This window comes from Nocardia sp. NPDC049707, from assembly GCF_040674855.1.
In the GTDB taxonomy this organism is placed as follows: Bacteria; Actinomycetota; Actinomycetes; order Mycobacteriales; family Mycobacteriaceae; genus Nocardia.
In genome coordinates, this window is record NZ_JBFANN010000001.1 from 357360 (window position 1) to 383246 (window position 25887).

At 65.2% G+C, this 25887-nt stretch carries 23 protein-coding genes and 4 tRNA genes; 10 read left to right on the forward strand and 17 right to left on the reverse strand.

Going from position 1 to position 25887, the window contains the following annotated elements; genetic code table 11:
- The first annotated feature begins 80 nt into the window (after positions 1-80).
- On the forward strand, positions 81-776 hold the full coding sequence (gene hemQ, locus AB0J29_RS01790; protein WP_364777491.1) for a hydrogen peroxide-dependent heme synthase: 696 nt from the start codon (positions 81-83) through the stop codon (positions 774-776).
- A 122-nt stretch (positions 777-898) separates the two neighbouring features.
- Here the strand turns inward: hemQ and msrB are convergent, their stop codons facing one another.
- The 4 genes from msrB to AB0J29_RS01810 all read right to left on the reverse strand — a co-directional run bounded on the left by msrB (position 899) and on the right by AB0J29_RS01810 (position 5289).
- Entirely contained in the window at positions 899-1342 is a 444-nt protein-coding gene (msrB, locus tag AB0J29_RS01795; RefSeq protein WP_364777494.1) for a peptide-methionine (R)-S-oxide reductase MsrB, read from the reverse strand.
- 47 nt (positions 1343-1389) lie between these two features.
- Positions 1390-2733, reverse strand: coding sequence for a glycosyltransferase family 87 protein (locus AB0J29_RS01800; protein ID WP_364777497.1), 1344 nt, complete (start codon positions 2731-2733; stop codon positions 1390-1392).
- Between the two features lie 205 nt (positions 2734-2938).
- Positions 2939-4450 (reverse strand): alpha/beta hydrolase, encoded by a 1512-nt coding sequence (locus AB0J29_RS01805; protein ID WP_364777500.1) that lies wholly within the window; start codon positions 4448-4450, stop codon positions 2939-2941.
- A 77-nt stretch (positions 4451-4527) separates the two neighbouring features.
- On the reverse strand, positions 4528-5289 hold the full coding sequence (locus tag AB0J29_RS01810) for a pyrimidine reductase family protein (RefSeq protein ID WP_364777503.1): 762 nt from the start codon (positions 5287-5289) through the stop codon (positions 4528-4530).
- Between the two features lie 35 nt (positions 5290-5324).
- Between AB0J29_RS01810 and zapE the strand changes: the two genes are divergently transcribed.
- Positions 5325-6341 carry a cell division protein ZapE gene (gene zapE / locus AB0J29_RS01815; RefSeq protein WP_364777506.1) on the forward strand — a complete coding sequence of 339 codons (1017 nt, stop codon included), beginning with the start codon at positions 5325-5327 and terminating at the stop codon, positions 6339-6341.
- 56 nt (positions 6342-6397) lie between these two features.
- Positions 6398-7192, forward strand: coding sequence for a tyrosine-protein phosphatase (locus tag AB0J29_RS01820; protein WP_364777509.1), 795 nt, complete (start codon positions 6398-6400; stop codon positions 7190-7192).
- Between the two features lies 1 nt (position 7193).
- Here AB0J29_RS01820 and AB0J29_RS01825 read toward each other — a convergent pair whose 3' ends face one another.
- The 5 genes from AB0J29_RS01825 to AB0J29_RS01845 form a co-directional block, all read right to left on the reverse strand.
- Complete coding sequence (locus AB0J29_RS01825; RefSeq protein ID WP_364777512.1) at positions 7194-7685, reverse strand: MarR family transcriptional regulator; 492 nt, start codon at positions 7683-7685, stop codon at positions 7194-7196.
- A 75-nt stretch (positions 7686-7760) separates the two neighbouring features.
- Positions 7761-8525, reverse strand: coding sequence for an ABC transporter permease subunit (locus AB0J29_RS01830; RefSeq protein WP_364777516.1), 765 nt, complete (start codon positions 8523-8525; stop codon positions 7761-7763).
- 42 nt (positions 8526-8567) lie between these two features.
- Positions 8568-9455, reverse strand: a complete 888-nt coding sequence (locus AB0J29_RS01835) for an ABC transporter ATP-binding protein (RefSeq protein ID WP_364777519.1) — start codon at positions 9453-9455, stop codon at positions 8568-8570.
- A gap of 372 nt (positions 9456-9827) precedes the next feature.
- Entirely contained in the window at positions 9828-10358 is a 531-nt protein-coding gene (locus AB0J29_RS01840) for a GNAT family N-acetyltransferase (RefSeq protein WP_364777913.1), read from the reverse strand.
- Positions 10359-10363: 5 nt separating this feature from the next.
- A complete protein-coding gene (locus AB0J29_RS01845; RefSeq protein ID WP_364777522.1) occupies positions 10364-11590 on the reverse strand; it encodes an MFS transporter in 1227 nt (408 codons plus the stop codon).
- A 198-nt stretch (positions 11591-11788) separates the two neighbouring features.
- Between AB0J29_RS01845 and AB0J29_RS01850 the strand changes: the two genes are divergently transcribed.
- The 3 genes from AB0J29_RS01850 (at position 11789) to AB0J29_RS01860 (ending at position 15922) form a co-directional block, all read left to right on the forward strand.
- The gene (locus AB0J29_RS01850; RefSeq protein WP_364777525.1) at positions 11789-13018 is read left to right on the forward strand and encodes a cytochrome P450; all 1230 of its coding nucleotides are present in this window, start codon (positions 11789-11791) and stop codon (positions 13016-13018) included.
- Between the two features lie 360 nt (positions 13019-13378).
- Positions 13379-14899, forward strand: coding sequence for an NAD(P)/FAD-dependent oxidoreductase (locus AB0J29_RS01855; protein ID WP_364777528.1), 1521 nt, complete (start codon positions 13379-13381; stop codon positions 14897-14899).
- 78 nt (positions 14900-14977) lie between these two features.
- On the forward strand, positions 14978-15922 hold the full coding sequence (locus AB0J29_RS01860) for a LysR family transcriptional regulator (RefSeq protein WP_364777531.1): 945 nt from the start codon (positions 14978-14980) through the stop codon (positions 15920-15922).
- 5 nt (positions 15923-15927) lie between these two features.
- On the opposite strand, the gene AB0J29_RS01865 is transcribed toward AB0J29_RS01860, so the two are convergent.
- Entirely contained in the window at positions 15928-17040 is a 1113-nt protein-coding gene (locus AB0J29_RS01865; protein ID WP_364777534.1) for a hypothetical protein, read from the reverse strand.
- A 484-nt stretch (positions 17041-17524) separates the two neighbouring features.
- Here AB0J29_RS01865 and AB0J29_RS01870 point away from each other — a divergent pair, with 484 nt between their 5' ends.
- The gene (locus AB0J29_RS01870) at positions 17525-18508 is read left to right on the forward strand and encodes a hypothetical protein (RefSeq protein WP_364777537.1); all 984 of its coding nucleotides are present in this window, start codon (positions 17525-17527) and stop codon (positions 18506-18508) included.
- Here the strand turns inward: AB0J29_RS01870 and AB0J29_RS01875 are convergent.
- On the reverse strand, positions 18480-19730 hold the full coding sequence (locus AB0J29_RS01875; RefSeq protein WP_364777540.1) for a sigma factor-like helix-turn-helix DNA-binding protein: 1251 nt from the start codon (positions 19728-19730) through the stop codon (positions 18480-18482). The two genes, AB0J29_RS01870 and AB0J29_RS01875, sit on opposite strands and share 29 nt — an antisense overlap.
- 192 nt (positions 19731-19922) lie before the next feature.
- Here AB0J29_RS01875 and AB0J29_RS01880 point away from each other — a divergent pair, with 192 nt between their 5' ends.
- A complete protein-coding gene (locus tag AB0J29_RS01880) occupies positions 19923-20924 on the forward strand; it encodes an MASE1 domain-containing protein (protein ID WP_364777543.1) in 1002 nt (333 codons plus the stop codon).
- A gap of 23 nt (positions 20925-20947) precedes the next feature.
- On the opposite strand, the gene AB0J29_RS01885 is transcribed toward AB0J29_RS01880, so the two are convergent.
- The 3 genes from AB0J29_RS01885 to AB0J29_RS01895 are packed head-to-tail and all read right to left on the reverse strand — an operon-like array spanning position 20948 to position 23862.
- A complete protein-coding gene (locus AB0J29_RS01885) occupies positions 20948-21961 on the reverse strand; it encodes a hypothetical protein (RefSeq protein ID WP_364777546.1) in 1014 nt (337 codons plus the stop codon).
- Complete coding sequence (locus tag AB0J29_RS01890) at positions 21958-23292, reverse strand: peroxidase (protein WP_364777549.1); 1335 nt, start codon at positions 23290-23292, stop codon at positions 21958-21960. Before AB0J29_RS01890 ends, AB0J29_RS01885 begins: the two co-directional genes overlap by 4 nt.
- A gap of 9 nt (positions 23293-23301) precedes the next feature.
- Positions 23302-23862 carry a hypothetical protein gene (locus AB0J29_RS01895; RefSeq protein ID WP_364777552.1) on the reverse strand — a complete coding sequence of 187 codons (561 nt, stop codon included), beginning with the start codon at positions 23860-23862 and terminating at the stop codon, positions 23302-23304.
- A gap of 321 nt (positions 23863-24183) precedes the next feature.
- On the opposite strand from AB0J29_RS01895, the gene AB0J29_RS01900 reads away from it, so the two are divergent.
- Positions 24184-24894 (forward strand): hypothetical protein, encoded by a 711-nt coding sequence (locus AB0J29_RS01900; protein ID WP_364777555.1) that lies wholly within the window; start codon positions 24184-24186, stop codon positions 24892-24894.
- Between the two features lie 171 nt (positions 24895-25065).
- On the opposite strand, the gene AB0J29_RS01905 is transcribed toward AB0J29_RS01900, so the two are convergent.
- From AB0J29_RS01905 to AB0J29_RS01915, 3 genes are all read right to left on the reverse strand, one after another.
- A tRNA-Val gene (locus tag AB0J29_RS01905) sits at positions 25066-25140 on the reverse strand.
- Between the two features lies 1 nt (position 25141).
- A tRNA-Cys gene (locus AB0J29_RS01910) sits at positions 25142-25212 on the reverse strand.
- Positions 25213-25256: 44 nt separating this feature from the next.
- Positions 25257-25329, reverse strand: a tRNA-Gly gene (locus tag AB0J29_RS01915).
- Positions 25330-25750: 421 nt separating this feature from the next.
- On the opposite strand from AB0J29_RS01915, the gene AB0J29_RS01920 reads away from it, so the two are divergent.
- A tRNA-Val gene (locus AB0J29_RS01920) sits at positions 25751-25825 on the forward strand.
- Positions 25826-25887: the final 62 nt, after the last annotated feature.

Below are 25887 nucleotides of genomic sequence, written 5' to 3' on the forward strand. Positions count from 1 at the left end.
CCGGGAACCGCGGCGCGAGCACCCGCGTCGGGACAGCCCGCGCGGAGATCCGAACCAACCGCAGTGGCACGATAGGAATCATGGCGCGACTCGACTATCAAGCACTCAATTCCACCATCCGCTACCTGATGTTCTCGGTGTTCCAGGTGCAGCCGGGGGTGCTGGGGGACGACCGTGCGGCCGCCATCAAGGAGGCGCGGGCGTTCTTCGATGGGCTCGCCGAGCGCGACGTCGTGGTGCGCGGCATCTACGACGTCGCGGGAATGCGTGCCGATGCCGACTTCATGATCTGGTCGCATGCCGAGCGGGTCGAGGACCTGCAGTCGGCGTACGCGGATTTCCGGCGCACCACCGAACTGGGCCGGGCCAGCGCGCCGGTCTGGAGCAATGTGGCGCTGCATCGGCCCGCCGAATTCAATAAGAGCCACATTCCGGCATTCCTGGCCGGTGAGGATCCGGGCAACTACATCTGCGTCTACCCGTTCGTGCGCTCCTACGAGTGGTATCTGCTCCCCGACGACGAGCGCCGCAAGATGCTCGCCGACCACGGCAAGGCCGCACGTAGCTACCCGGATGTGCGTGCCAACACCGTGAGCTCCTTCGCTCTCGGTGATTACGAATGGATCCTCGCCTTCGAGGCCCCGGAACTGCATCGCATCGTCGATCTCATGCGCGATCTGCGCGCCACCGAGGCCCGCCTGCACGTCCGCGAAGAGGTTCCCTTCTTCACCGGCCCGCGCGTCGAAATCGAAAAACTCATCGCCGCGCTCCCTTGATCGAGGGACTGGCCTGATCCAGGGACCGGCCCGATTACCGGCAGCTAGCGCATGCCCCAGTTTTTCGGGGCATGCGCTACAAGCCGGTCGGTCTGTATATTTCGTTCGGCGCCGCAGCCGCTCTACTCCCCTGCACTGCCCGCGGGGTGCAGTTGCAGGGCGATGGAGTTGATGCAATAGCGCTTATCGGTGGGCGTGTGGTATCCCTCGCCCTCGAAGACGTGGCCGAGGTGGCTGTGGCAATTCGCACACAGCACTTCGACCCGGCGCATGCCAAGTGTGTCGTCGGAGCGCAGAATCACCGCATCCGACTTCGCCGGGTCGAAGAACGACGGCCAACCGCAATGCGAATCGAATTTCTCGGTGCTGCGGAACAACTCGGCCCCGCACGCCCGGCACGCGTAGACACCCTCGGCCTTGGTGTCGGTGTACTCGCCGGTGAACGGACGTTCGGTCGCGGCTTGTCGCAGCACCGCGTATTCCTCCGGGTTCAGCTTGGCCTTCCACTCTTGTGGGGTCAGCTGGATCCGGGGCGCGGGTAGGGACGTGTCGGCGTCAGAACTCATTGCTCCACGCTAATAGGTTTTCGACGCCCGCGCCGACTGCTCCGTCGTTACCTGAATGCACTCGCCCGCGGTTCGTCCCGCAATTGGCTGCCATTCGTCACCGCGTCGAGAGTGCTTTCCTTTGCCGTCTCCGGCTCGACCGCGCGCGGCGCGTCCCCGGCATCCCGCGAATTCGGTGCCGACTGCATCCACTCCGGATCGATTCCGAACTGCAGCCGACCTTCCCGGCGCGCCGCCAGATACCGATCGACGAGCACGCAGGCGATGACGATCAGCAGCAGACTCCAACCGAAGGTGATGCGCAGATACTCCAGATCGCGCCCGAGGCCCTGCCAGCGATCCGAAAGCCACTTGTCATAGGACATGAATCCGAAGACCGCCAGCCACGCCGGCCAGTTCCGCATCACCGAATTGCGCAGCACCACCGACATCAGCAGCGGGAACAGCATCATCGAGTAGTACATCTGCCCCAGCGATGACAGCAGGAACAACGCGGTCATCAGCACACCGGAGGAGGTCGTCACGAAAAACAGCTCGTCTTCGCGGTAGTAGCGGTACAGCAGCCACAGGGTGATGGCGACGACGACGCCCATGATGATCCTGATACCCCAGGTCAGCCACAACGGCAGACCGTAATAGGCCGCATTGCCGACGATCGCGCTGTTGAAGTAGTCCCGGGATTCGAAGAGGTAGCGCCCCGTCCTGGTGAAGAACTTGTCGGCGTCCTTCGACAGCGGCCAGGCGATCGCGGTGAGCGCCACCGGGACACCGACGGCGGTGTAGAACACCTTCCACTGCCCGCGCGCCGCCGCGATAAGGACCAGCGGTGCGAGCGTCGGTTTCACCGCGATACTCAAACCCAATATCGCACCGGCCCATAGGTCGCGTCGCGCGAGCAGCAGCATGATGAAGGCCACCTCGGCCAGCAGTATGCAGCCGTTCACATTGGTGAAAACCAGTGTGTTGATGACGGTTTCCGAGCTGAACATGGCCAGCAGCAGCACCGGCGCCGCCACCGACGCCATGGTGAACTTGAACAGCTTGAGCAGCAGATACCAGGCCAGGATGATGGCGGCGGCATTCAGCAGGATGAAGCACCAGCGCGACTTCTCCGGGTCGACCAGCGCCAGTGGCGCGATCAACAGCGTGCCGCTCGGCGGATACAGGTAGTGCGGATCCACCAGGTTGTAATTCGCCGTGTACACCGGTCGGTGGTTGAGGAATGCCAGCGACGCGTTGTAGACCGGTTTGAAGTCATCGGTGATGAACCCGTTGACTGCCTTGATGAAGACCCGGTTGAGCACAGTCATGACCGCGAGGGGCCAGAGTGCGAACTTGATCACCTCGGCGGTGGTGCGAGCGGTGCGAGGCTCGAGCTGTCGAAGTAACACTGGGGCACGGTACACCGGATCCCCGCGCAACGTTTGCCGGGACCTACCCGGCGCGCCGATCTAGCGGAAATGACTGCGTCTCGGCTCTGTCATCCCCCTGAGGGGCTATGCCTTTGATGCGCTCGCTGCGCTCGCCGATGTGACTGCGCTTCGCTGGGGCTCGGTTCCGTTACCCCCTAAAGGGCTGTGTCTTCGATTCGCTCGCTCATGCGGGGCACGCCGTTCCATCAGCGGGCAGCTTGGCGTCCTTCAGATAGTCGATGAGAGCCCGCTGCGCACAACCGGAATGGGCGAAAACCGGATGTCCCCAACCCTGCCAGGAGATGGCGGCCTTGCGCGCGCCCGCGGCGCCGAGCGCACCGGTCACCGAGGCTTGACCGCCATCGCCGACCAACGGATCCGCGACCCCACCGAGGACGAGAACCGGCAGGTCCAGCTGCTCCGGCAGCGGCGGTGCGGCAGTGACCGGCCAGGCGACACATGCCATCATTCCGATCGCGGCCGACCGGCCGAAGACCGGATATTTGCTGTCCCAGGTGTCCGCCAGTTCCTTGGCCTTGCTGGGGCTCGGCGGCAGCTGGTTATCGGTGCAGCGGTTGACGAACTGACCGTCGGCCGCGGTGGCGGCGGCTTCGCGCTGGATCAGCGTCCCGAGCGGGCCGCGATCACCGCGTCCGGCGGCCGAGAGCGCGTCGGCGAGTTCGGCGATATGCGCGGATTGGTCGCGCGGACCGGCGAGGAAGCCCGACAAGCCGGTCAGCAGCGCATTCGCGGAAATATCACCGAGTCCGCCGCTGCTTGCCTTGCGTACCAGATCGATGATCGCCGCACGTGGGTCGGCGCCGAGTGAGCAACCGATTCCTGTGCAGCGCTGGGCGAAGGCGGTAACCGCGGCCTCCGCGCCCTGGACGCGCTGTTCGGTGCGGGTGACGGCATCGGTGTTGACGGCCTCCGGTGAATCGAGCACCAGTCGCGCCAGGTGGTCGCCGAATTTCCGCGCGTAGCTGAGCGCGACCTTCGCGCCATTGCCCGAACCGAGTAGATCGATCCGATCGACCTGCCACTGCCTGCGCAGCTGCTCGATGTCATCGGCGGCGTGCGGTGCGTCGAAGGCGCCCTCATAGGGCTGCAGGAAGTCGCGGCAGGCGATGGTGGCGTCCTGGCTGTACCCGGTTACCGCTTCGACGGGATCGCTTGCGCCCGGCCCGAATTGCCCGTTATCGGCCAGGCCGCGGCGGGCCTCGACGGTCATGCAGTCGATCGATTGTGAGGTGCCGATACCGCGCCGGTCCACGGCGACGATCGGGCGGCCGGCCAGCAGCCCGTTGCCCGCGCCGACCGCGAGCCCGGCCAGTGTCGCCGTGGAGGAGCGGTCCGAGCCGGAGGTCATGACCAGCGGCGCGACATCGGTCGGGGTCTGCGCCAGTCGCGCCCGCATGGCGCCGGCGCGGAAGTTGCCGAGCACACCACCGGTCGAGTCGATCGGCGTGGTGTATTCGGCACAGTCCAGGACCAGGTCCGACGGCGCGGGACCGAGGCCGAGCTGATCGAGCGTCGGCGTGGTGCAGTCGCGCCAGGCGAGATCGGTTTTGGGAACGGGGGCATCCGGCGGCGGCGCGATGACCGTGGTCGGGTGCGGAACCGCCCCGCCCTGCGGCCCGCGCTCGACGGCGACGCCGGGGCGATCGGAAGGTCCGGCACCGCATCCGGCGGTCATGATCGAGAGTGTCGATGCCAGCACGACGGCCCGAGTCCAGCGCATGCGTTACAGCCTGCCAGGTTCGTGTGGTTTGTTCATGAACGGGTCCAACGGGTCAGCACGGTGCCGTCGTCGTCGAGCAGGATATGCCTGCGCACCATCGGTACCCGGAACTCGTGTGCGGACAGCGAGATTCGCCGGGCGGTGCCGCCGACCAGGACCGGCGCGGTGGTGACGCAGAGCTCATCGACCGCATCGGCCTCGAGCAGCTCCCCGAACAGATGCGGACCGCCCTCGCACAGCACGCGCCGCAGTCCGAGGTCGGCGAGGGTGTTGAGCAGGCTCTGCGGAGTGATCGCGACACCGCCCGCCTCGATCACGCGCGCGCCCACATCGGCGAGTTGCCGTTTGCGTTCCTCCGGCGCTGTGCTGGTTGTGATGACCAGCGTCGGTACTTTGGTCTCGGTGAACAGTCGCGCGCCCGGCTCCAGCGAAGCGCTCGCGGTGACCACGGCGATCGGTGGCGGCGCGCCGTCGCGATGTCCGCCGATGCCGCGGTCGTACAGTGCCTGCCGCAAGACCGGGTCCGTCCCCGCGCCACCGTAGTTCTCCGCCCGCGCGGTGCCCGCACCGACCACGATCACATCGGCCAATTGGCGCAGCATCATGAAGACGGTTTTGTCGGCAGGGGTGCCGAGGCCTTCGGAGAGATTGCCGCTGGTGGCGGCGCCATCGATACTGGAGATGAAATTGGCGCGGACCCAAGGGGCCTGGAGTTCGGTGGGGTAGGCGTACAGGTCGGCGAGTTCGTCCCGGCTCAGTCCTGTGAGCTGGATCGCATTGTGGATACGCTGCATGAAGAAAGATCACACCACGTCATTAGGCTTCCAGCATGCAAGAGCGCCTTGTCGATCGCCATCCGGAGGTTCCGGCGGACCAGTTGGTCGCCCAGATGGTGCCACCGCCCATGTTCGACGAGGTCAGTTTCGCCTCCTACATTCCCGATCCCAAGGAGCCGACCCAGGCGGCCGCGGTTGACAAGGCCGAGGATTTCGCCGGTCAGGTCGCCAAGATCCATCAGGCGGTGAACAGGAAGAGCCTGTTCGGGAAGAAGAAACCGATCAGTGGCGCGGGGCTCTACCTCGACGGCGGCTTCGGTGTCGGCAAGACCCACCTGCTGGCCTCCATCTTCCACAGTGCGCCCGCACCGAAATCCTTCGGCACCTTCGGTGAGCTCACCAACCTCGTTGGCGCACTTGGCTTCAACAATGCCCTCGACCGACTCGCGGCGAACAGCGTGCTGTGCATCGACGAATTCGAACTCGACGACCCCGGCGACACCATGCTGGTCTCGCGGCTGCTGACCGAGCTGTCGGCGCGCGGTGTCTCCATTGCCGCCACTTCCAACACCCTGCCCGGCCAGCTGGGGGAGGGGCGCTTCGCCGCCCAGGATTTCCTGCGCGAGATCAAGAAGCTCGGTTCGATCTTCGAGGCCGTGCGCGTCGATGGTCCGGACTACCGGCACCGCGATCTGCCGCCCGCGCCGGAACCCACCTCGGCAGAGGTGCTCACCGAACGTGCCGCTGCCACACCGGGTTCCACGCTCGACGACTTCGACGCGCTGCTGAAGCATCTGAGCACGCTGCACCCGTCGAAGTACGGCGCGCTGATCTCCGGTGTGTCGTCGGTATTCATTTCGAATGTGCATCCGGTGACCGATCAGGCGGTCGCGCTGCGGATCGTCGTGCTGGCCGACCGGCTGTACGACGCGAGCGTTCCGGTGACGGTTTCGGGTGCGAAGCTGGACGAAATCTTCTCCAAGGAGATGCTCGACGGCGGGTACCGCAAGAAGTACCTGCGCGCGATCTCGCGTCTGCTGGCGCTTTCGCGCTTCGAGGTTTCCGTCTAGCGGATTGCCGCCGCTGACACCGAGGTGTCGTTCACTCCGATGATTGGAGCACCGTAATGGTCCGCCGTTCTGTTCGAATTCCGGTGGCGCTCGCTGCCGGTCTCACGGTCGCCTTCGGGCCGGTGGCAGGCGTCGCGCTGGCCGATCCGGTGAGCGTCGCCGATCCGGTCACCTTCGACCGCGCACTGAACCTGCAGGGCGTGCTGAACGGCCGCGACGCGGGCGGCTACCACACCACCGACGGCCGCTGGGTGCGCACCGGGCTGGTCTATCGCACCGGCCAGCTCGACAAGGCGACGCCGGCCGATCTGGCTGTGTTGGCGAACCGTCAGGTTCGCGTGATCGACGATCTGCGCACCGTTTACGAGCGCTCCGTCGCGACCGACCGTGTCCCTGCCGGTACGGTCGCGAACTGGAACGACGTCATCGGCCAGGCTCCGCCGCAAACCCTGGTCACCATCCTCACCGGCGGCAACGACCTGTACCGCGCGTTCATCACCGCGCCCGGCGCGAACGAGGCCATTGCCTCGGTGCTGCGCGACATCATCGACACCGATGGCGCCGTGCTCTTCCACTGCACCGCGGGCAAGGACCGCACCGGCTGGACCTCCGCCGTCCTGCTGACCATTCTCGGCGTCGACCGCGACACCGTCACGCAGGATTACCTGCTGTCCAACCAGTACCGCAATGCCGGCCCGAACGATCCGCTCAACGGCGTCTCGGCCGCATGGCTGGATGCCGCCTTCGATCAGGCGAATCAGAGCTACGGCAGCTTCGACAACTACGTCCGCGATGGCTTGCACGTGTCGGCCATCGATATCGCCACGCTGAAGGCAAAGCTGCTGGCCTGATTCAGGAGGAATGCTCCGCGTGCCACCGATCGATCAAAGCCGGCAGCTCCTTACCGATCCACACGAAGAACTCGTGCGTATCCCGAACCCGTTCGGCGTCAACACCATTCGGGTCGTCGAATAGTGCGAGTCCGCGCGCGGTCATCTTGGTGAGGTCGGTGTACATGCCGCTCTGCTGACGGATCAGCTCCGGCAGAATTCCCGGCCGGATCGAGTAGTAGTCCCTCCGATCGCCCGGCTTGGAGATCTTGTCCACCCAGCGCGTGGTGACCAGTGTCTTCAATGCCGACGAAATGGAACCCTTGGATGCCTGCAGCACATCGGCGATCTCGCCGAAGGTCTGCTCCGGCGGATCGCTGACCAGCAACCACCCCACCACTCGACCCGTCATCCGGACCAGGCCCATCCGCTCGAGTACGAGCGCGAAATCCTCGACGAATGCCAACTGTTGCGGAGTCGGCGCGGTTGTCTGTTCGTTGTCGGTGGTGCCCATCGGAGAAGTATCCCTTCCAGAATACGGATAGCGGTAAACGGGGCGGACCGTGTCGGCCCGCCCCATATCGGTCGATCAGACCGCCAGATCGCGGCGATCGAAGGCGCCCAGCGCCAGTACCAGGGCGACGGCGGCCACGACGGCCAGCACCACCAAGTGGATACCGTTCCAGCCGTGCACCAGCGGCGCGCCGCCATTGGCCCAGTAGAAGGGCGACAGCTTGCGTACGAAGTCGCCACCGAGGTTATTTGCCAGATAGCCCGCCACCGCCAGCAGCGATGCCGAACCCAGTGTCACCGAACGCTTTCCGGTGGCCGCGCCGACCAGCAGCGTGATCGCGCCGACGACCAGTGCCAGCAGTCCCAGCCCCGCGCTGGCGGCCACGATATTGCCGGTCGGGACACCCAGCCCACCCGCTTCGACCCCGGCGATCACGCTCAGGGTGAGTACGGTGGTGGCGATCGCGATCTGCGCGGCCAGCGCGGCGAATCGCTGCAGCAACAGATTCATCCGGTTGATCGGTTGTGCGAGAAGCAGGTCCAGCATCCCGTTCTCCTCCTGCGCCACCGAACGGCTCGCGGAGATGACCGCGAAGATCAACATCAGCAGCAGACCCATCAGCGAATACACTGTCGCATTCAGATATCCACTGGCGCTGGCGAAATCGCTGATGCCCATGGCTTCGTACATCTTGTTCTGTTTGATATCGAGTGTGCCCTGCTCCTTCAGCGACTGGTAGGACGGCAGATACATCATCGGGATGATGGCGAAGCCGATCGACCAGCCGATCAGGCCGCGCCGCTGTTCTTTCAATGTCTGGGTGAAGACTGATCGAGTCATGGCGAATTCTCCTGTGCGATAAACGTTTCGGGCGATGGGTGATCAACGGCCGTAGCTGCTGAAGAAGATTTGTTCGAGATCCGGCTCCGTGGACAGCACGCTCATCAGTTGGTATTTCGCGGCCATCTTGAACAGACCATCGACCTCGCCTTCGGTGGTGCAGCGCAGGGTTCTTCCGTCGACGGTCAGATCGCGCACGCCGGGCAGTCTGGCGAAGTCGTCGCCAAAAATGTCTTCGCCGAAGACCAATTCGACCGAGCGCGGCGAACGCCGGCGCAGATCCTCGACATTCTCGGTGCCGAGCAGTTGGCCGGCCCGCATGATGACCGCCCGATCCGCGGTCTGCTGCACCTCGCTGAGAATGTGCGAGGACATGAACACCGTCTGCCCGTTGCGCTTGGCCGCGCCGACCAGATCCAGAAAGCGTTGCTGCAGTAGCGGATCCAGCCCGGAGGTGGGTTCGTCGAGAATCAGCAGATCCGGATCGTGCATGAACGCGGCGATAATGCCGACCTTCTGCTTATTGCCCTTGGACATCGCGCCGACCTTCTTGGACAGATCCAGATCCAGTAGATCGGCCAGGTCGGCGATCCGCTCGGGTGCGACGTCACCGCGTAGATCGGCGAGGAAGGTGAGCAGGTCACGAGCGGTATTGCGACCTTCGATCGCGAGTTCGCCCGGCAGGTATCCGATGCGCTTGCGCAATTGCGCACCGCCGACGCGTGGCTCGATGCCGAGCACCTCGACTCGGCCCGCGGTCGGTCGGATCAGATCCAGCAGGATGCGGATGGTGGTCGACTTGCCCGCACCATTGGGCCCGAGAAATCCGAACACCTCGCCCTGGTCGACCTCGAGGTTCAGTTCGGTGAGTGCCACATGTTTGCCGTAGTGCTTAGTTAGGCCCTCGGTGCGGATCGCGGCGGTGGTCATGATGCTCCTTCGAGAAGGTCTCTAGTTCCGACATGTTCTGCAAGAACTGATTTGTTCAGTAAAGACTGAACATACGGAACATGTCAACTTGTCGGGCGGGCTGGAGTTCAACTACCGCGTGTGGGAGGGCGAAGGCATCGCGGTCGTACTGCAGCGAGGTTGTGGCAGTTCACCGCTTTGCGTCAGAACGTGACGTCGTAGGTGGGCGCAGTCGGGTGGCGGCGAAAACCAGCTGCCAGTCGGCGTCGAGTCCGATCGACTCGCGTCCGCACTACCCGACGCGGCGTTGCGGATCGTGCCCGGCGATCACCTGAGGGCGGTGGTGGATCCGGGCTTCCATGCGGCGTCGGTCGAGTTCGCGGCCTGATCCGGTCAGAAAACCCGCCGCATTACGAAATCGCTATACAACTGGCTACCGACGGTGAAGGTCCTGGTGCCGATCCGCTCGAACCCGTGCTTGAGATAGAACCGCTGGGCGCGCACATTCTCCTGGTTGACCCCGAGCCACACGCCGGCGACCGCCTCGTCTCGGGCCCGCTCCAGCGATGCGTTCATCAGCGCCTGCGACACACCGGCGCCATGGTGGCCGGGCAGGACGTACATCTTGCTGATCTCGACGGTCGGCCGCAGGTCGACGGCCTTGGCGACCTCGGAATCGGTGGGATCCCCGCAGTGCAACATCGCGTAGCCGACGATATCGCCGTTCGCCACCGCCTTGAGCACGATCCGCGCGGGGTCGGTCAGATATTCGCCGAAACGTTCACCGGAGAGCACATCGGCAATGAAGATCTCGATATCGTCCGCGGTGGCGTTCGGTGGGCAGGCGAGTGGAAAGGTCGCGGCCGCAACGTCACTGAGGGCTTCGGCGTCCCATGATCCGGCCCGGTCGACGGTGACTGGGATGCTGCTCATGTGTCCAGTACAGCACGACCTTCGCTCGAATCGCGAAGTTCGTCCGGTTCGGAACGGGAATGGAATACCCGGGCGAGCCCGATAACGACTGCCATGAACACCACCGGGATCACGAAACCGATCCGATGTCCGAACCCGGTGGCAATCGCGCCGACCAGCCCGCCGCCGACGAGTGTGCCCACGTAGTTGAACAGATTCAGACGCGCGATGAGTGCGTCCAACTGCCGTCCACTGGTCAGCTGTCCGGCCTCGCTGAAGCACAGCGGTGCGACAACGCCGGTACCGAAACCGCCGATCAGGAAGCCTGCGATCGCGACCGCCGGGCCGTGCGCGACCACCGCGACGGTCAGTCCGAGCACGCCGATCGCCCCCGCGATACGCACCACCCGACGTCCGCCGAGCCGCCGCACCCATAGATCTCCGCTCAGCCGGGCGGTCAGCGACGCGCACTGGTAGACCGCCAACGCCAACGCCGCGGTGGCCGAACTGGCGAGCAGATCCTCCTTCAGATACAACGCCGACCAATTGCTGACCGTGAGATCGATCGCGAAAACGAGCGAGGCGGCGATACCGAAGGCGAGGTACATGCGCAGCGGAACCATGCCGGATGCTCCGGATTTGCTGTCGGCCACCTCCGCTGGACCGGACTCGGCCGCCGCGGCGTCGAGCAGGCGTGGGCCGAGCACCAAACCGATCACGAGAACGATGCCCGCCGCCGCCAACAGCGATTCGCGCAGCGTGATATGCAATGCCTCGCAGCCGGATACGAACAGTGCGCCGAGGATCGATCCGGCGCTCCACACCGCGTAGAACGAGGACAGGATGAATGTCCCGTATCCGTGCTGAATGAAAACACCCTGCATGTTCGTGCTCGCATCGACGATGCCGACCGCGATTCCGTAGCACCCGAGGGTGATCAGCAGCACGGGCGTATTGGGAGCCAGCGCGATGGCGCATCCGGTGACCGTGATGCCAAGCAGTCCGATCCGCACCGTGACCCGGCTCGACCATCGCGTGGCCACCTGCTCGGCCGCCACACTGCCGACGCCAGCGAGGATCGAAACCAGCACCACCGAACCCGCGATCAGGCCATCGGACAGGCCGAAGCGGTCCTTCTGCTGGGGCAGTTCGGTGAGTACCACCGCGAAGAAAAAGCCCTGCAACCCGAATGCCAACGAATTCGCGATCCGGGCTCCGCGCAGGACAGGAGAAATCGGTCCCATCCGCGGAGAGTATCGGCCCGGCCGTCGCCGTGTCCGGCGAAACGGCCACGGTCATCCTTTCGTCGGATGCGGCACGCGCGGCGATCATCCTTTGGTCAGATTCGACCGCTACGGTCGGCGCGCGGGTGGTCGAGATCGGCGTCGCGTGCCACCATCGAAGGGGCGCAAGACAACTCGCGAACGGGGAAGGGCCGTCGAATGAGAAAGCTGCCGCAGGACTTCTTTGATACACCGTATGCCTTCTACGAAGAGCTACGCGCCGAAGGCCCCGTACACCTCATCGAGTTGAATACCGGCGTCCGTGCCTGGCTGGTGGTGGATCTGGACGTCGCGCGCGAGGTGCTGCGTCATCCGGCCATCCGCAAGGACCCGCGCACCGACGCCGGCCGCAAGGCCCGTGGCCTGCCCACCGATGACACCGGTGTCGGCGTGGTGAATGCCCGGATCAGCTACCACCTGTTGAGTTCCGATCCGCCGGCGCACGCCCGGCTGCGCCGACTGGTCGCGCCCGCCTTCGCGCCCGCCCGAATCGAGGCACTGGCCCCGCGCGTGCTGGCGATCGCCGACGAACTCCTCGACCGAATCGCCGCGGACGGCGCGGGCCGGGTGGATCTGTTGTCGGAGTACGCCTTTCCGCTGCCGATCACCGTCATCTGCGAACTGCTCGGTGTGCCGGTGGCCGATCACGCGGACTTCCGGGAGTGGTCGCGCATCATCGTCGAGCTGTCGACCGCGACGCCCGAGGAGATCCGGCACGCGACTGATGCCATCGCCGACTACTTCGAGCGGCTGATCGCCCGACGGCGGGCCGAGGGTCTGGGTGCGGATCTCGTCTCGGACCTGATCGCCGCCAATGCCGACGGCGATCGCCTGACCGATGACGAGCTGATCTCCATGGTGTTCCTCATCCTGGTCGCGGGGCACGAGACCACGGTCAATCTGATCGGCAATACCGTGCTCACCCTGCTCTCGGATCCGGCGCGCTACCGTGCGCTGCACGGCAACACGGAGGCCGTGCCGGCCCTGATCGAGGAGATGCTGCGCTATGACGGCCCGGTGAATGTCGCGACCCTGCGCTACACCGCCGAACCGATCACCCTTGGCGGCACCGAGATTCCCGCGGGCGAACTGGTGCTCGTCGCACTGGGGTCGGCCAACCACGATGAACGGCACTTCGGTGACGCCGCGGAGTTCGACCCGCAGCGCTCCACCTCCGGCCATGTGGCCTTCGGTCACGGCATCCACTACTGCCTCGGTGCGGGACTGGCCCGGCTGGAGGCGCGCATCGCGATCGCCAGATTGGTCGAGCAGTATCCGGATCTGCGCCTGGCCGCCGACGGTGGGGAATTGCGGTGGCGGGAGAGCATGCTCATCCGAGGGTTGCATGATCTGCCGGTCGAATTGGCGGGGGCACCCGCGCTGCGTTGAATTCCTACCTCGATCCTGCTGGCGCACCGCAGCCCGGCCAACTATCCCGATACGCGGACCTTCCGTCCGGCGCGCGTCCTCGACGGCGAGGTCGAACGGAACCTGGCTGCCCTCAGGTGGCAGGGTACGCCGCCGCATCGGCGCCGGATTCTCGCTGATGGAGGGCACCACGGTCCTGGGCGAGATCCGATCCCGCTACACCGTCGCGCCGCCCGAGAGCGCGAAACCCGAACGGGAGGGGTGCGCAATATCACCATTGTGCTGCGTGACAAGGCCAGGATTGTAGTCACCCCCCGTTCAACTGCGTGAAATCGCACCGAGGCTTTGCCGCATTCGCGCGAGCGACGTAATCTCCGTGCCATGACGAGCGGGAACCGCGTCGCGATCGTAGGTGCGGGTATCGCAGGCCTCGCCTGCGCTAAGGTGTTGCGCCAGCAGGGATTTCCGGTCGAGGTATTCGATCGGACTCAGGATGTCGGCGGAGTGTGGAGCGCGACGCGCCGATACCCCGGCCTGCGCGCACAAAACAGCAAACACACGTATCACTTCTCCGACTTCCCGATGCCCGACGACTATCCACGCGTGCCGGACGGACAGCAGATGCAGCAGTACCTCGACGGGTACGTGCGGCATTTCGGCTTCGGTGAGAGCGTGCGCCTCGGCACCGAGGTGGTCGCGGCCGATCCGGTGGACAGCGGCTGGTTGCTGGAGATCCGCGACCAGGTCGGCGTTCACCGCACCTCCTGTGACCATCTGGTCGTCGCCAACGGAATTTTCAGTGAGCCCGTGGTGCCCGACTATCCCGGCGTCGAGCGGTTCCGGCAGGCGGGCGGGCAGATCGGGCACGTCTCGGAGTTCCTGGATGTCGAATGGGCGCGCGGTAAATCGGTCGTGGTGGTCGGCTACGGTAAGTCGGCCTGCGATATCGCCGAGGCGGTCAGCCATGTCGCGGACTCGACGAATGTGGTTGCCCGCCGACTGCTGTGGAAGATGCCGCGCAGGATGGCGCGTGGGCTGGTCGACTACGAGCGGCTGATGCTGACCAGGCTGGGAGAGGCGCACTTCCGCTATCAGGAACTCGGGCGGATCGAGCGGTTCCTGCATGGTTCCGGGCACAGCTTCCGCGACAGCAACCTCGATGTGATCCAGGAACTCGTCACCAAGAAGTCGCATCTGCGCGAGCTGGGGCTGGTGCCGGAAGGGCGCTTCGAGGCGATCGCGGACAGCACGGTCAGCCTGGTCACGGAGGATTTCTTCGAGCGGGTGGGGATGGGACTGATCGCGGTGCACCGCGACAGCACCATCACCGAGATGGCCGCGAACCAGGTGCGACTGTCGAACGGTACGACCCTGCAGGCCGATATCGTCATCTGCGCTACCGGATTCCACCAGCGGGTGCCGTTCCTGACCCCGTATGTACAGCGTCAACTCACCGACGACGACGGCAATTTCCGTCTGTACCGGCAGATCCTGCCGATCGGCGTGCCGAATCTGAGCTTCGCCGGGTACAACTCCTCGGTCATCAGCACGCTCAGCGCTGAGGTCGGCGCGCATTGGACCGCCGCACTGTTGCGCGGCCGCCTCGCTCTGCCGACACAGGAGGAGATGACCGCGCACGTCGACGAGCGGCTGCGCTGGATGGCCGAACGCACGGGCGGCCATCACGCGCATGGCGGCGCCATCACCCCGTTCTCGATCCACAATATCGATGAGATGCTCGCCGACCTGAAGTTCCGGTTGCCGCGCAGAACCCGTGCGGCGCAATGGTTCCGCCTGATCAAGCCGTCTTCGTATCGCGGGCTCGCGGAGCGCTCGAAGGGGTCGGCGGTGACCGTGGCGCCGGAGGCAGCGCTCCCGGTCTCGGCCGAACAGCGCATATAGGTCGATTGCCCGCAACGCGTCCGGGGACGGCCGGGCGCTCCTGAGAAGCCGTGGCGGATTATCGCCGAGGTAATGTCGGTGACCAGTCATTCCATTCTGGATAATCCAGGTGTGGATGCCCTGGATATGAATCTGCTGGTTGCGCTGGATGCGCTGCTGGAGACCAACAGCGTCACCCAGGCCGCCGACCGGCTGCACACCTCGGCACCCGCGATGAGCCGAACGCTGGCCCGGCTGCGTCGCGTGCTCGGCGATCCGTTGCTGGTGCGCGCGGGCCGCAATCTGGTGCCGACGCCGCGTGCGCTCGAATTGCGTTACGAGGTAAGCGTTCTGGTGGAGCGGGGACGGACGCTGCTCACCCAGTGCGGCGCACTCGACCCGACCACGTTCAAGCGCGACTTCGCCGTGCAGGTGGGCGATATGGTGCTCGGCGAATTGGCGACGCCGCTGCTGGACGCCGTCCGCGCGCAGGCGCCCGGCGTGACACTGCATCTGCTCTCGGACCGCGACGAGGGTACCGCCGCGCTCCGCGACGGCCGCGTCGATATCGAGGTCGGTGTCATCGAGCACACCGATCCGGAGACCACCGTGCAACGCGTACTGCGCGACCGCGTAATCGGCGTTGCCGCACCCGACCATCCGCTGATTGCCGACCGCGTGACGGTGGCGCGATTCGCTGCGGCCGCCCACCTCGGCATCTCCCGCCGCGGCCGCGCCCGCGGTCCCATCGACGACCGCCTGGCCCTGCACGGCCGCACCCGCCGCGTCGTGGCCACCGTCCCCGACCTCACCAGCGCGCTACTGGCCGTCCGCTTCGGTGATCTGATCTGCCCCGTCCCAGCCGCTCTCACCGCGACAACTCGCACCGCACTCGGCTTGTGCGCGTTCGAAATCCCCCTACCCCTCCCCGAAATCGCCATCGCCATGGCCTGGCATCCCCGTAATACCGCCGACAACGGCCACCGATGGCTTCGCGAATTGATCCGCGACACCCTCGCCGGGCTGAACGCGCCAGGCCGGTAAGCTGCTCAGCCCTCGGTGCGGATCGCGAAGCTCGGGTCGATGCCCGGTAGTTCGTTGGATGCGGAGGTCGGTTCGGGGCGGCCGAAGGGGCCGTTGGGGTTGCGCTTGAGTTCATCGAGCATGGCCTGCAGTTTGTCGACGTGGGAGGTATCCTCGCCCGCGCGGTGCGCGCCATGGGTGAGTGTGGCGTTGTCCTCGGCGCCGGGCGCGGTCATGCCGGTGTCGGGACGGGTTGTGGGCGTTGGGGATTCGTAGCCGTTGCTGGGCGGGGAGGCGAGCGGCTCCAAGCGGCCGTTGCTCGCGCCGATCGAGCCGTATTCGAGCCGGTCGCCGGTAGTCGCGGGTTGCGAGTTGGTGTAGGTCGGCGCCGAAGGTTCGGCGCTCGCCGGTGTGGCCGAGTCGAGCCAATCAGGGCGGGTCGTTGGTGCCGAGGTCGGTTCGCCGCGGTGGGTCGGGGGGACCGCGGGCGGTATGGGCTGCGGTGTCCGCGGGGGGAGGGGCAGGGAGTCGTTGGGTGTCGCGGGTCCGAAGGGGTCGAGGTGTTCGGTACGGGTGATAGGCGCGGTGAATTCGGTCCGTGCGGAGCGGGGTGCGGTATCTTCGGGCGCTTCGAGGCGCTCGCTGCGCCCGGTCGGGGTGTCCAGACGTCCTGTCGCGTTTGCTGGGCGCCCGTTGGGGCCGGTCGTCGGTGTGACGCGCTCGTAACGACCGGTCGCGGGTTCGAGGCGCTCGTTTGTTCCGGTGTTATCGGGGCGGTTGTTACGCCCGATCGGCGTTTCGCTTGGTGCGGTCGTGATATCCGGGAGGCCGTTGCGTCCGGTCTCGGTGTGCGGGCTCGTGCTGCCGGCGCGCCCGTTGACGGCATCGAGGCGGTCGCGATGTGATGGAATCGGTTCGCGCCGTTCCTTGGACACGGAAGCGGGCTCCGGACGGATCCGCAGCGCGGGCTCGGCCGATTCGCCACTCGGCTCTATAACGATGACCTGTTCCAGCCGTGACCCGATCTTGGAAACATCCTCTCCGGTACGGAAAGCCCACGCCTCCAACTTGGCCAAGCGGTCGGCCAGATTACGATCGTCGTCCGCATGGGCGGCGACCGCGTCGAGCTTGTCGCTCACCTCGCGCAGGGTCGTCGCAAGACTCGACAAGATTGCGCCGATCGATTCGCCACTCCGCTCGTCGCGGTCCATCCCATACCTTCTTCCCCGTATTGCCCGAAACTCCGTTCATGGCCGGCCGATTCTATCTGTCGATCGGGTACCAACGCGGTTCGAGTACCTGCTGCGTACGCGCGGTGTACTTTTCGTCCAGTTGTGCGGCGACTCTCGAGCCGCTGATTCGGCGGCAACGGTCCGGGTCCGGCCGTGTCCGAGGAATGGCCGCAACTATCAATCATCGGAATAACTGTGGCAATGCTCTCGCGTGTCGCAAGGAAATCGCTTGTGAGGCAGCGCACATCGGCTGGTCGGAGCGTAGTCGCGGGTTGTGGCGCACCCGAGCGCGGGGTATAGGGGGCTGGCGGGCGCGCCAAAGCTGGCGCACTCTTGATCTATGGCGTAGGTCGTACCTGACCTGCGGTGGTTTGGGCAGGGGTGAGGTTGCGTGAGAACGAAGCAGCGCGTCGAGCGGGCGTGCGGGCGTCGGGCGATGCTCGCCGAATTGGGGTTGTCGGACAGTCGCGTCGCGGGCAGCCGGGTGCCGGATGGCCGCGCACTCGTCGGCACAGCGGTGGAAGGCGGGGGATACGGCTGCACATGTCCGGAATGTGCCGCCGCGCAATGGGATATCCAGCGACTGAAGTATTGGCTGTGCGGTCGGCTCGCATCCTTCGGTGCGGACGTGGCCGAGGTGGACCGACGGGTGGGTGACGTCCCGGTGGACGTGCTGTGGCGCCGCGGTGAGCGGCAGTACGCCATCGAGATCCGCACCGGCCCGCTGGATCGGGAATCGGCGCAGCACCACACGACGCGGCTGCGTGCCTCCGGATGCGACGGGGTGCTGTGGCTGTGCCCGCCGGGCTATTGGGTCGAGCATCTGCCCGCGCTCGGCATCGCCGATTTCGCACCGCCGGCCTGTGATTACCGGGCCGAAGCCGGCATGTTGGACGCCTCGAACAGTGCGGTCGTCGTGCCGCGCCGTGAACCCTATGAACTACGCGATTTCCTGTGCCGATGGGTGCGTGGCGAAATCGCGTGGGGCTACCGCGATGTGATGACCGGAGGATGGGCCACCGTGACCGACTGGGAACACCACACCAGGACTCAGGCCAGCGTGATCGCCCGGCAGCGCCAGGAGTTGGTCAACCAACGCACGACCCTGGCCCTGTCCCGAAAAACCGTGCGGGACAAGCAGAAACAGATCATCAAGCTCACCACCCGGTTGGAACGGGCCGAGGAGTCCGCACAGGAATACGCGGACTCGCTGGCCGAGGTCAGGCGCAAGCTCGACGATCACCACCGCGTCGACGCCGGCCTGCGCGCCGCCATCGTGAGCATGCAGAAGGTAATCGGTCACTGGCAGCTGATCACCTACTGCGCGATGATGCTGATCGTGACCTTCATCGCGGCGGCGATGTTCGTGCGCTGAGCGGGTCAGCCGGGTGACTGCCGGTCAAGCGGAACGGCGCACGGTCCCAACCCCATTCGTTGCGCAGCACCAGCGTGATCAGGTCGAGCAGTTCCAGCTCGACCTCCGCGCGCAGCTGCCGCAGCGCCGACCAATGCACCGGTCCGCGTTCGAGCAGCTCTCGGAGTCGACTCTCGGCTTCCGCGGGGACCTTGCGCCGCAATAGATCTGGGATCCCGGTCTTGCTGCCGGTCCACACCAGCCAGCCCCAGCCGTTGGCGTGCGCATGGGCGCGCCCTGCCGCCGACTTGGTCCGGTTGATGCGGAAGCCGACATGTCCCAGCGGTTCGACATCGATCAGGACCACGCGGCCATCGGCCAGCCGTGCGGCGATGGTGGGGGAGTAGATGTGTTCCGAACCGGCTGTTTCGAAGGTGACCGCACTCGGTTGCTCCTGGAACGTCTCGACCAGATCGCTTGCGTTCACCGTCCGCAGCAGCCGAGCATCGAGGCCGGAATCGAACCTGATATCGCGTCCGACCTTGTCGAGATAGAACCGCCCGCGTCCTTCGTCATCGCCGTCGACCGTGCGCGCCGATGTGATCGGCAGGGGAGCGGGATCTGCTGTGGAGGTCGGCCAATCGACGTGACCCAGCCATGAGTTCAGCTCACTCGTCGCCAGCGGCTCGTGCAGTTTCGCCAACCGCCGGTTTGTCTTCTTCTGCCACGCCATGATCCGCTGCATGACATATCCGGCGACCCGCTTCGCATCCGCACCCGCGTGCCCCGCCAACCGCAGCTTCAGATACGCCAGCTCATTGGCGGCCAGATCGGTATCCGTCGCATAGGTCTCCACCAGCAGCGCCCGCACCAGCTGCTGATCGCGTGCCCCTACCGGATACCGCGCACCGAACACCTCGGCCGCCCGATGTCCACTCAACTGTGCTTCCCGCAGTATCTGGGCCACTGCCCGGGTGTGCAACTGTCGAACCCGATCCCGCGACAGATCGAATCGAGCACCGATCCGCGCCAACGTCTCCGGCGCCTCCCCGCTCACCCCGAGCCGGAATGCCACGATGTCGGCATCGCGCCGCTTACGTTCTCCCCGCAGCTCGATCAATTCCCCCAATAGCTCGTTGATCTCCTCCAGATCGAACGACACGTCCCCGGCGATATCGTCCAGCACCTCGGGGTCGGCATCGTCAGCGATCCGATCCCGCCCATCGGCCTCGCTTGCCGCCACCTGTACCCCTGACCACGACTCGGCTCCACTCGACATGTGCGTCAAAGCCTAACGCCGACCGCCGACAGCTCGACCCATCCCGCCGATCGGCCGCCGGATCGCGCCCATCCACGTCCGTGCGACTCCGCAGCGCTGTCCAGGCCGTCGCCGATATTCCCTGATGGCAGCGTGGAATGGCTCTATGCTCACGTCGTGGGTCGTTTCCGCAGTCACGCCGAGCTGGCGCTGTGGATCAGCATCGCGGCGGTCGCTTATTTCGCGGCTGCCGAGGTGGGGTTGCGGATGGCCTTGGTCGGCAATCAGGTCACGCCGCTGTGGCCGCCGACCGGTGTCGCCGTCGCGTGTCTGTTCCTACTCGGCCTACGTGTCTGGCCGGGGATCACGCTCGGCGCGTTGGCCGCCAATGCCCTGCTCGGGCCGACCCTGCCCGCAGTCGTCATGATCGCCGCCGGTAACACGGCAGCTCCGGTGGTCGCGTACCTGTTGCTGAAGAGAGTCGGGTTCCGCAGCGATTTCGACAGCGTCCGCGACGCACTCGAACTCGTCTTCCTCGGTGCGCTGGCCGCCATGTTGATCAGTGCGACGCTCGGCACCGTGACCCTGGTTGTAGCCGGTGCGATTCCGGCACACGGTTTCTGGGGCACCTGGTCGGTGTGGTGGACCGGTGACGCCATGGGGGTGCTGCTGATCGCACCGCTGATCCTGGTCGGTACGCGGCTGCGAATACCCAAGACACTGAGCCCATTACGAGTGGTCGAGGCCGCGCTGCTCGCGGTGGGCACCTTCGTCGTCGCGGTTTCGGCCACCGTGGTGTCGGCGAACCTGCTCTTCCTGGTCTTCCCCTTCCTGATCTGGTCGGCGATGCGTTTCCATCTGGCCGGAGCCCTGCCCTGCGCCCTCATCGCCTCTATCGTCGCGATCGTCGCGGTGACCCATGACTTTCCGGCCTTCACCGGCCTCGACCTGACCACCAAAATGATCACCCTGCAGGCATTCAACGGGTCGGTCGCGCTGACCGCCCTCCTGCACGCCACTATCACCGCCCAGCGCGACCGCGCCCGCAAGACCGTCGACGACACCTGCGCCGAACTCGCCCGAACACTCCTCATGATCAGCGAGGGCCGCCCCTTGGGCGGGGTCGTCGACATGATCCGCCGCGTCCAGTCCCAACACCCGCCCTCCGACACCGCTTGAGACAGAGCGGTCGTCGACCTGGGTCACCGCATGGTGGCGAGGTTGTGCCAGAGGTGCTCGAGGCTGTCGGTGCCGCCGAATAGCGTGGTGAAGTTGGTGGAGTCGATGAGCACGATGTCACCGGCGCGTCCGCTATTGGGTGGCATCCAGATGAATGCGTTGAATTCGGTGTTTCCGGCCGCGGTGAACGGATGCGGGCGTCTGAGTTCCACGCGCTGGCGGCCCAGCACCCGCAGCGAGTCGCTTTCCGGCGCGGTGAGTTCATAATGCGGCAGATGGGGGTGGAAGTTGAATGTGGTGACATTGTCCAGCAGCCGGATCGAGTCCAGATCGCGGAAGCCGGTAAGTGCGGCAATTTCGTTGGTGCCGTCGACGACCGCGGGCCGCAGTCCCCATCTGTTGTGCACGGGCACATCGAGTGCTCGCATCAGCGAGCGGGTGTATTGGCCGAATCGTTGCTGTCGAGGCACCAGCGGGTCGCCGTGATGCTCGTATTCGACTTGTCGCTGCGCGAAGTCATCGGTGAATCCGACGTCGTGATGGGGCGCCAAGAGCAGGCAGGTGCCTTCGCGTTGCAGCCATTGGCGGATCGCGGCGATCTCGTCGGGTGCGGCTTCCTGCTCGGAGAGGACATGATCGAGCCCGAACACCATCAGCGTGTCGGTGTCGGCCAGGATCCGCTCGTCGATCGGCAAGAGGTAGCCGGCCTGGTCGATGCGCTGGAACACGGCGACGGGATGACCCGTCGCCCCGCCGGCCAGCTGCTGAAACGCCAGCGTCGAGCGATGGAACAGCTCCAGTGTGCCGGCGATGCCTTGCAGGAAATGGGCTGCGTCGTATTCGGGGGTCTCGTAGCTCGGCCACGCCACGTTGCGGACTTCGGTCATGGTGGAGAAGCGGTTGTAGATTTCGGCGGGATCGCGTTGGGCCTCCCACGGATAGCTCCACGTCCAGTAGATGCTCATCCGCCGCCGTCCGTCGTGTTTGCGCGGAATGTGGTTCTGGTTGTAGGTGCGTGCGGGCGACAGGTCGCTCATGATGTCACCTCTCGGCTCTCGAGCGTGGCCAGGTATCGCAGGGCACTGATACCCGGCAGGAAAAAGTACGCGCCGCCCCGCAGCGTGGTGAAGGCCGGAAGGCCCGCTAGCACCTTGCGGATGGGCCGCTTGGGAATAGTGAAGTCCAGGGTGCCGTCCTGGCTGCCGCAGATGGGGTCGTGTTCATTGCCGAGTTCGTGGAAGGTCTTGTCGTTGATCCACACGTTCTGGGCGAACTCGAACTGGCGGACCAGGCTCGCGCCGATGAGGAACGCGGCTATGCCCCGATCCACCCCGTCATCGGGAGCGCCCTCCGGCAGCGCGGGGCCATAGGTGGCGCCGCGGCGAATCATCCTGCGGCGGTTCATATTCACCGCCGTGTCGCGTGGGTTGAGCCGCCGCGCGTGCGAGCCGAGCGGTGCCGCGTAGCCGTGCGGGTCCATCTCTTTGTAGTTGAAGTCATTGTTGCGCATGGGATCCGCGGCGAGCGCCGGGTCGTCATGGTCCGGGGCGAGCACCAACGGTGCGCCGCTGCGCCAGCGGCCCATGAACTTGGCGGCGAGCAGTTCCTCCCCGTCGGGGGTGTCCGCATGCTCACGCAGATAGTTCCGGAACGCACCGACATGTTCCTGTAGCCGCCGGTAGGCCATGTAACTGCCGTTGCGAGACAACACCTCCGGCTGCGGTAGCGCGCGCGGCGGCCCTTCTTCGTCGGGGTAACCCAAGATGAATTCGCCGGGTTGCAGCGGTGCACCCGAGCCGGGCGTCGGTTCGTCGCCGGATCCGTCTATCACCGGCTGTGACAACCGATCTCGGAACCCGAAATGGTCATGGGCAAAGTTGAACGGGGGTGTCGCGTTCAGATCCAGGAACGACAACACGCGCACACCCGGACTGCGCGCCACCAGCTCTCGGTGCACCGAGGTGCATCGCTGGTGTTCGGCATCGGTGCGGGCGAACAAGATTGCGATGGCGTGCAGGTCGTCGCCGGCCAGCCCACCAACCCAGTGATCGGGGTGATTCGCGCCGGTGTCGCCCAAGATTTCCGCGCGGGCGGCCATGCCTTGGCGGAACGCATCAGGGAAAGTGGACAGCGCTTCCTCCGGCACACCGAGCGCCTGCAGCCCGCGCCAGGTGAAGGCCAGCGTGATCCACCGCTCGGAACTGTCCATCGTGGCGCGTGCGTCCGCGGCCGACTGAACCCGATCGAGCAGCTCGGTCAACCAAGCCCGGCCCCCGGCGGGATCACCGAAGGATAGGAACTCGTAGCGGCCGGTGACCGCCGGGGTGCGGGTCAGCAGAATGTGCTGAATATCGTCGAACTCGAGCATCGGCGTCGGTCACTGCATCTCATCGAGCATGTCGGAGAACGCCGCCTTCAGCCGCAGCGCTTTCTTGACCTCGTCGGCGGTGACATAGGGGTACTCGCCGTATTCGAGAAAGCTCGGACATTGGTGTGCTCGAACGAATTCGATGAACGCAGTCGGGTTTTCCTTCCAATCCTCCGGGAACCCTTCGAGATTGGTGAAAGCGGTAGTGATACCGGTCTGGGTGAACAGCATTACGGCATCCTCGGTGTACTTGTCGAAATCTGTGTCGAAGATGCCCTGATATTGGAAATGCAGTCCGGAGCCGACGTCGAACAACACCCACCGTAGATAATGCAGCCGCAGCGGCGCCAACACATCCGGGCTGGCCGCAACCGCCTCCTCGATCTGCTTTCCGTATGCGCGAATGGCCTCTTCCCGACCAGGTTTCACCTTCGCGATGATCGAGAATCCGTAGCAGGCCGGCGTCCGTGGATATACCGGGCCGTATCTACCCTGCTGCAGTTCGAAATAGCCCTCCTTGGGGATGGACATCGCCGCCGGTTTGCTCCAGTCGCGGTCAGTCGCTGCCATGTCTTCACCTACCCTCACCCTCGCAGGAAGCCCGACGCCGAAACCAGCGTGTCCACGCGGCCCGGATCATCGGAGAACCAATCAACGGGCAGAATTGCAGTCGCGACGAGGCACAGGACCTTTTGGTTGCACGATTGCGCGCATTGGCATGGCTGAACGCCTTTCGGTTGCATGCGCGTGTCGAGCTGGCCTTACGGTGCATCCTTACGGAGTGTTCGACGATTCCAATTATCGATGTTCAGCGCAATTCAGCCTCGAATCCCGTTGGCCCTGGATGGCGAAATCCCGGCCACCGGGATCCGATTCTGACAGGATGACGTCATGTCGATACCGCCGCAGCACAACAAGCCTGCACCAGCTTTGCGTCAGTTGTCAACGCCGCGAGCTGCCGCATTTGCCGGAGTTGTCTTCGCTGTGCTGTTCGCTACCGTGCTGATATTGATTCGCACCAGAATGCCGGAAGGCGCTCAGGATTCAACTGATTGGGTGACGAGCCGACGGAGCTCGATCACCATAGCGACGGTGCTGATGCCCTTTGTCGGCATCAGTTTCCTATGGTTTATCGGCGTCGTGCGCGATGGATTCGGCCGCTATGAAGATCGGTTCTTCTCGTCGGTATTCTTCGGCAGCGGGCTGCTGTTCCTGGCGATGATGTTCGTCGCGACCGCCGTCGCCGCCGGTCTGGTCAGCCTGGTGACAAGCAGCTCCGGTGTCACCGACCCGGCCGCGCATGCCGAGTTGATCAACTTCGGCAAGCGGATCATGCTTTCGGCGACCAAGACCTATGCCCTGCGCATGGCCGCGGTGTTCATGATCTCGCTCGCGACGATCTGGCTGAAGACCGGGCTGATGCCCCGCTGGCTCGCCGGTCTGAGCTACCTATTGGGTGTGGCGCTCCTGATTGCGGGCGATACGAGCATGTGGGTGGCCCTGGCGTTTCCGGCCTGGGTGCTCGTGGTCAGCGGGCTCGCCCTGGCCCGCTCCGGACTGGTCGAACAGCTGCGTACTCTGCACCCTGATCGAGTGCGCTGACGGCCTACGAACCTGTGAACGTTTCGATCGAACTGGAATCCGGTAGCCGCGGCGCGATCCGTCAGGATTCCACTGGCGGGATGAGTTCGCCGGGATCCGGGTTGATGGGACCCTCATTGGGCACAAACAAGATCAGCCCCGGTGAAAACCGGGGCTGACCTGATGAAACGGTGGTGCGCGATACTGGGATTGAACCAGTGACCTCTTCCGTGTCAGGGAAGCGCTCTCCCGCTGAGCTAATCGCGCGAGGTGGAGACGGGAATCGAACCCGTGTGCACGGCTTTGCAGGCCGTTGCCTCACCACTCGGCCACTCCACCGTGCGAAGGGGGAAGGCTTTGCTATTGCCTGGCCCTACTCTTCGAGCGGATGACGGGATTCGAACCCGCGACCCTCACCTTGGCAAGGTGATGCGCTACCAGCTGCGCTACATCCGCATATGCATCTCCGGGGGGCTTGTGGCCCTCCGCGGTGCGAGACAGAACATTAGCCGACGTTCGGCGCAACCTACAAATCCGCTGGTAGAACGGCCCGAAGTTGAATTACAAGCATGTCGTTCGCGAGCGCCGACCATGCCGCCCAGGGGGATCGAAGCCGAACCTCGAGCGCACTGGCAAAACCCGCGAACTCCCCACCGCCCCTCGAAGGGTGATCTCACGGCCGCGCATTCGATGTGAACGACCCCGCTCCGGGACTTGCTGCACCCCTGTGCAATCCACGAACGCGCGCCAGCATCTGCCGTCGCGGCAAATCGCGATCACCACTGCCAGGGTGGCGATTTGGTGGGACGCCGGTGGTGCGTGCTAATGTTCCATCTCGTTCGAGCGGCTGCTCCGCCGCCGCTCCGACACCAAGTTCGGTCCCATAGCTCAGCGGGAGAGCGTCCGCCTCACACGCGGAAGGTCGCTGGTTCGAAACCAGCTGGGACCACCAGAAGAAAAGTTCCTTGATCAGGTCATACGCCCGATCGGCCTAGTCGACCTGACCCTCGTCTC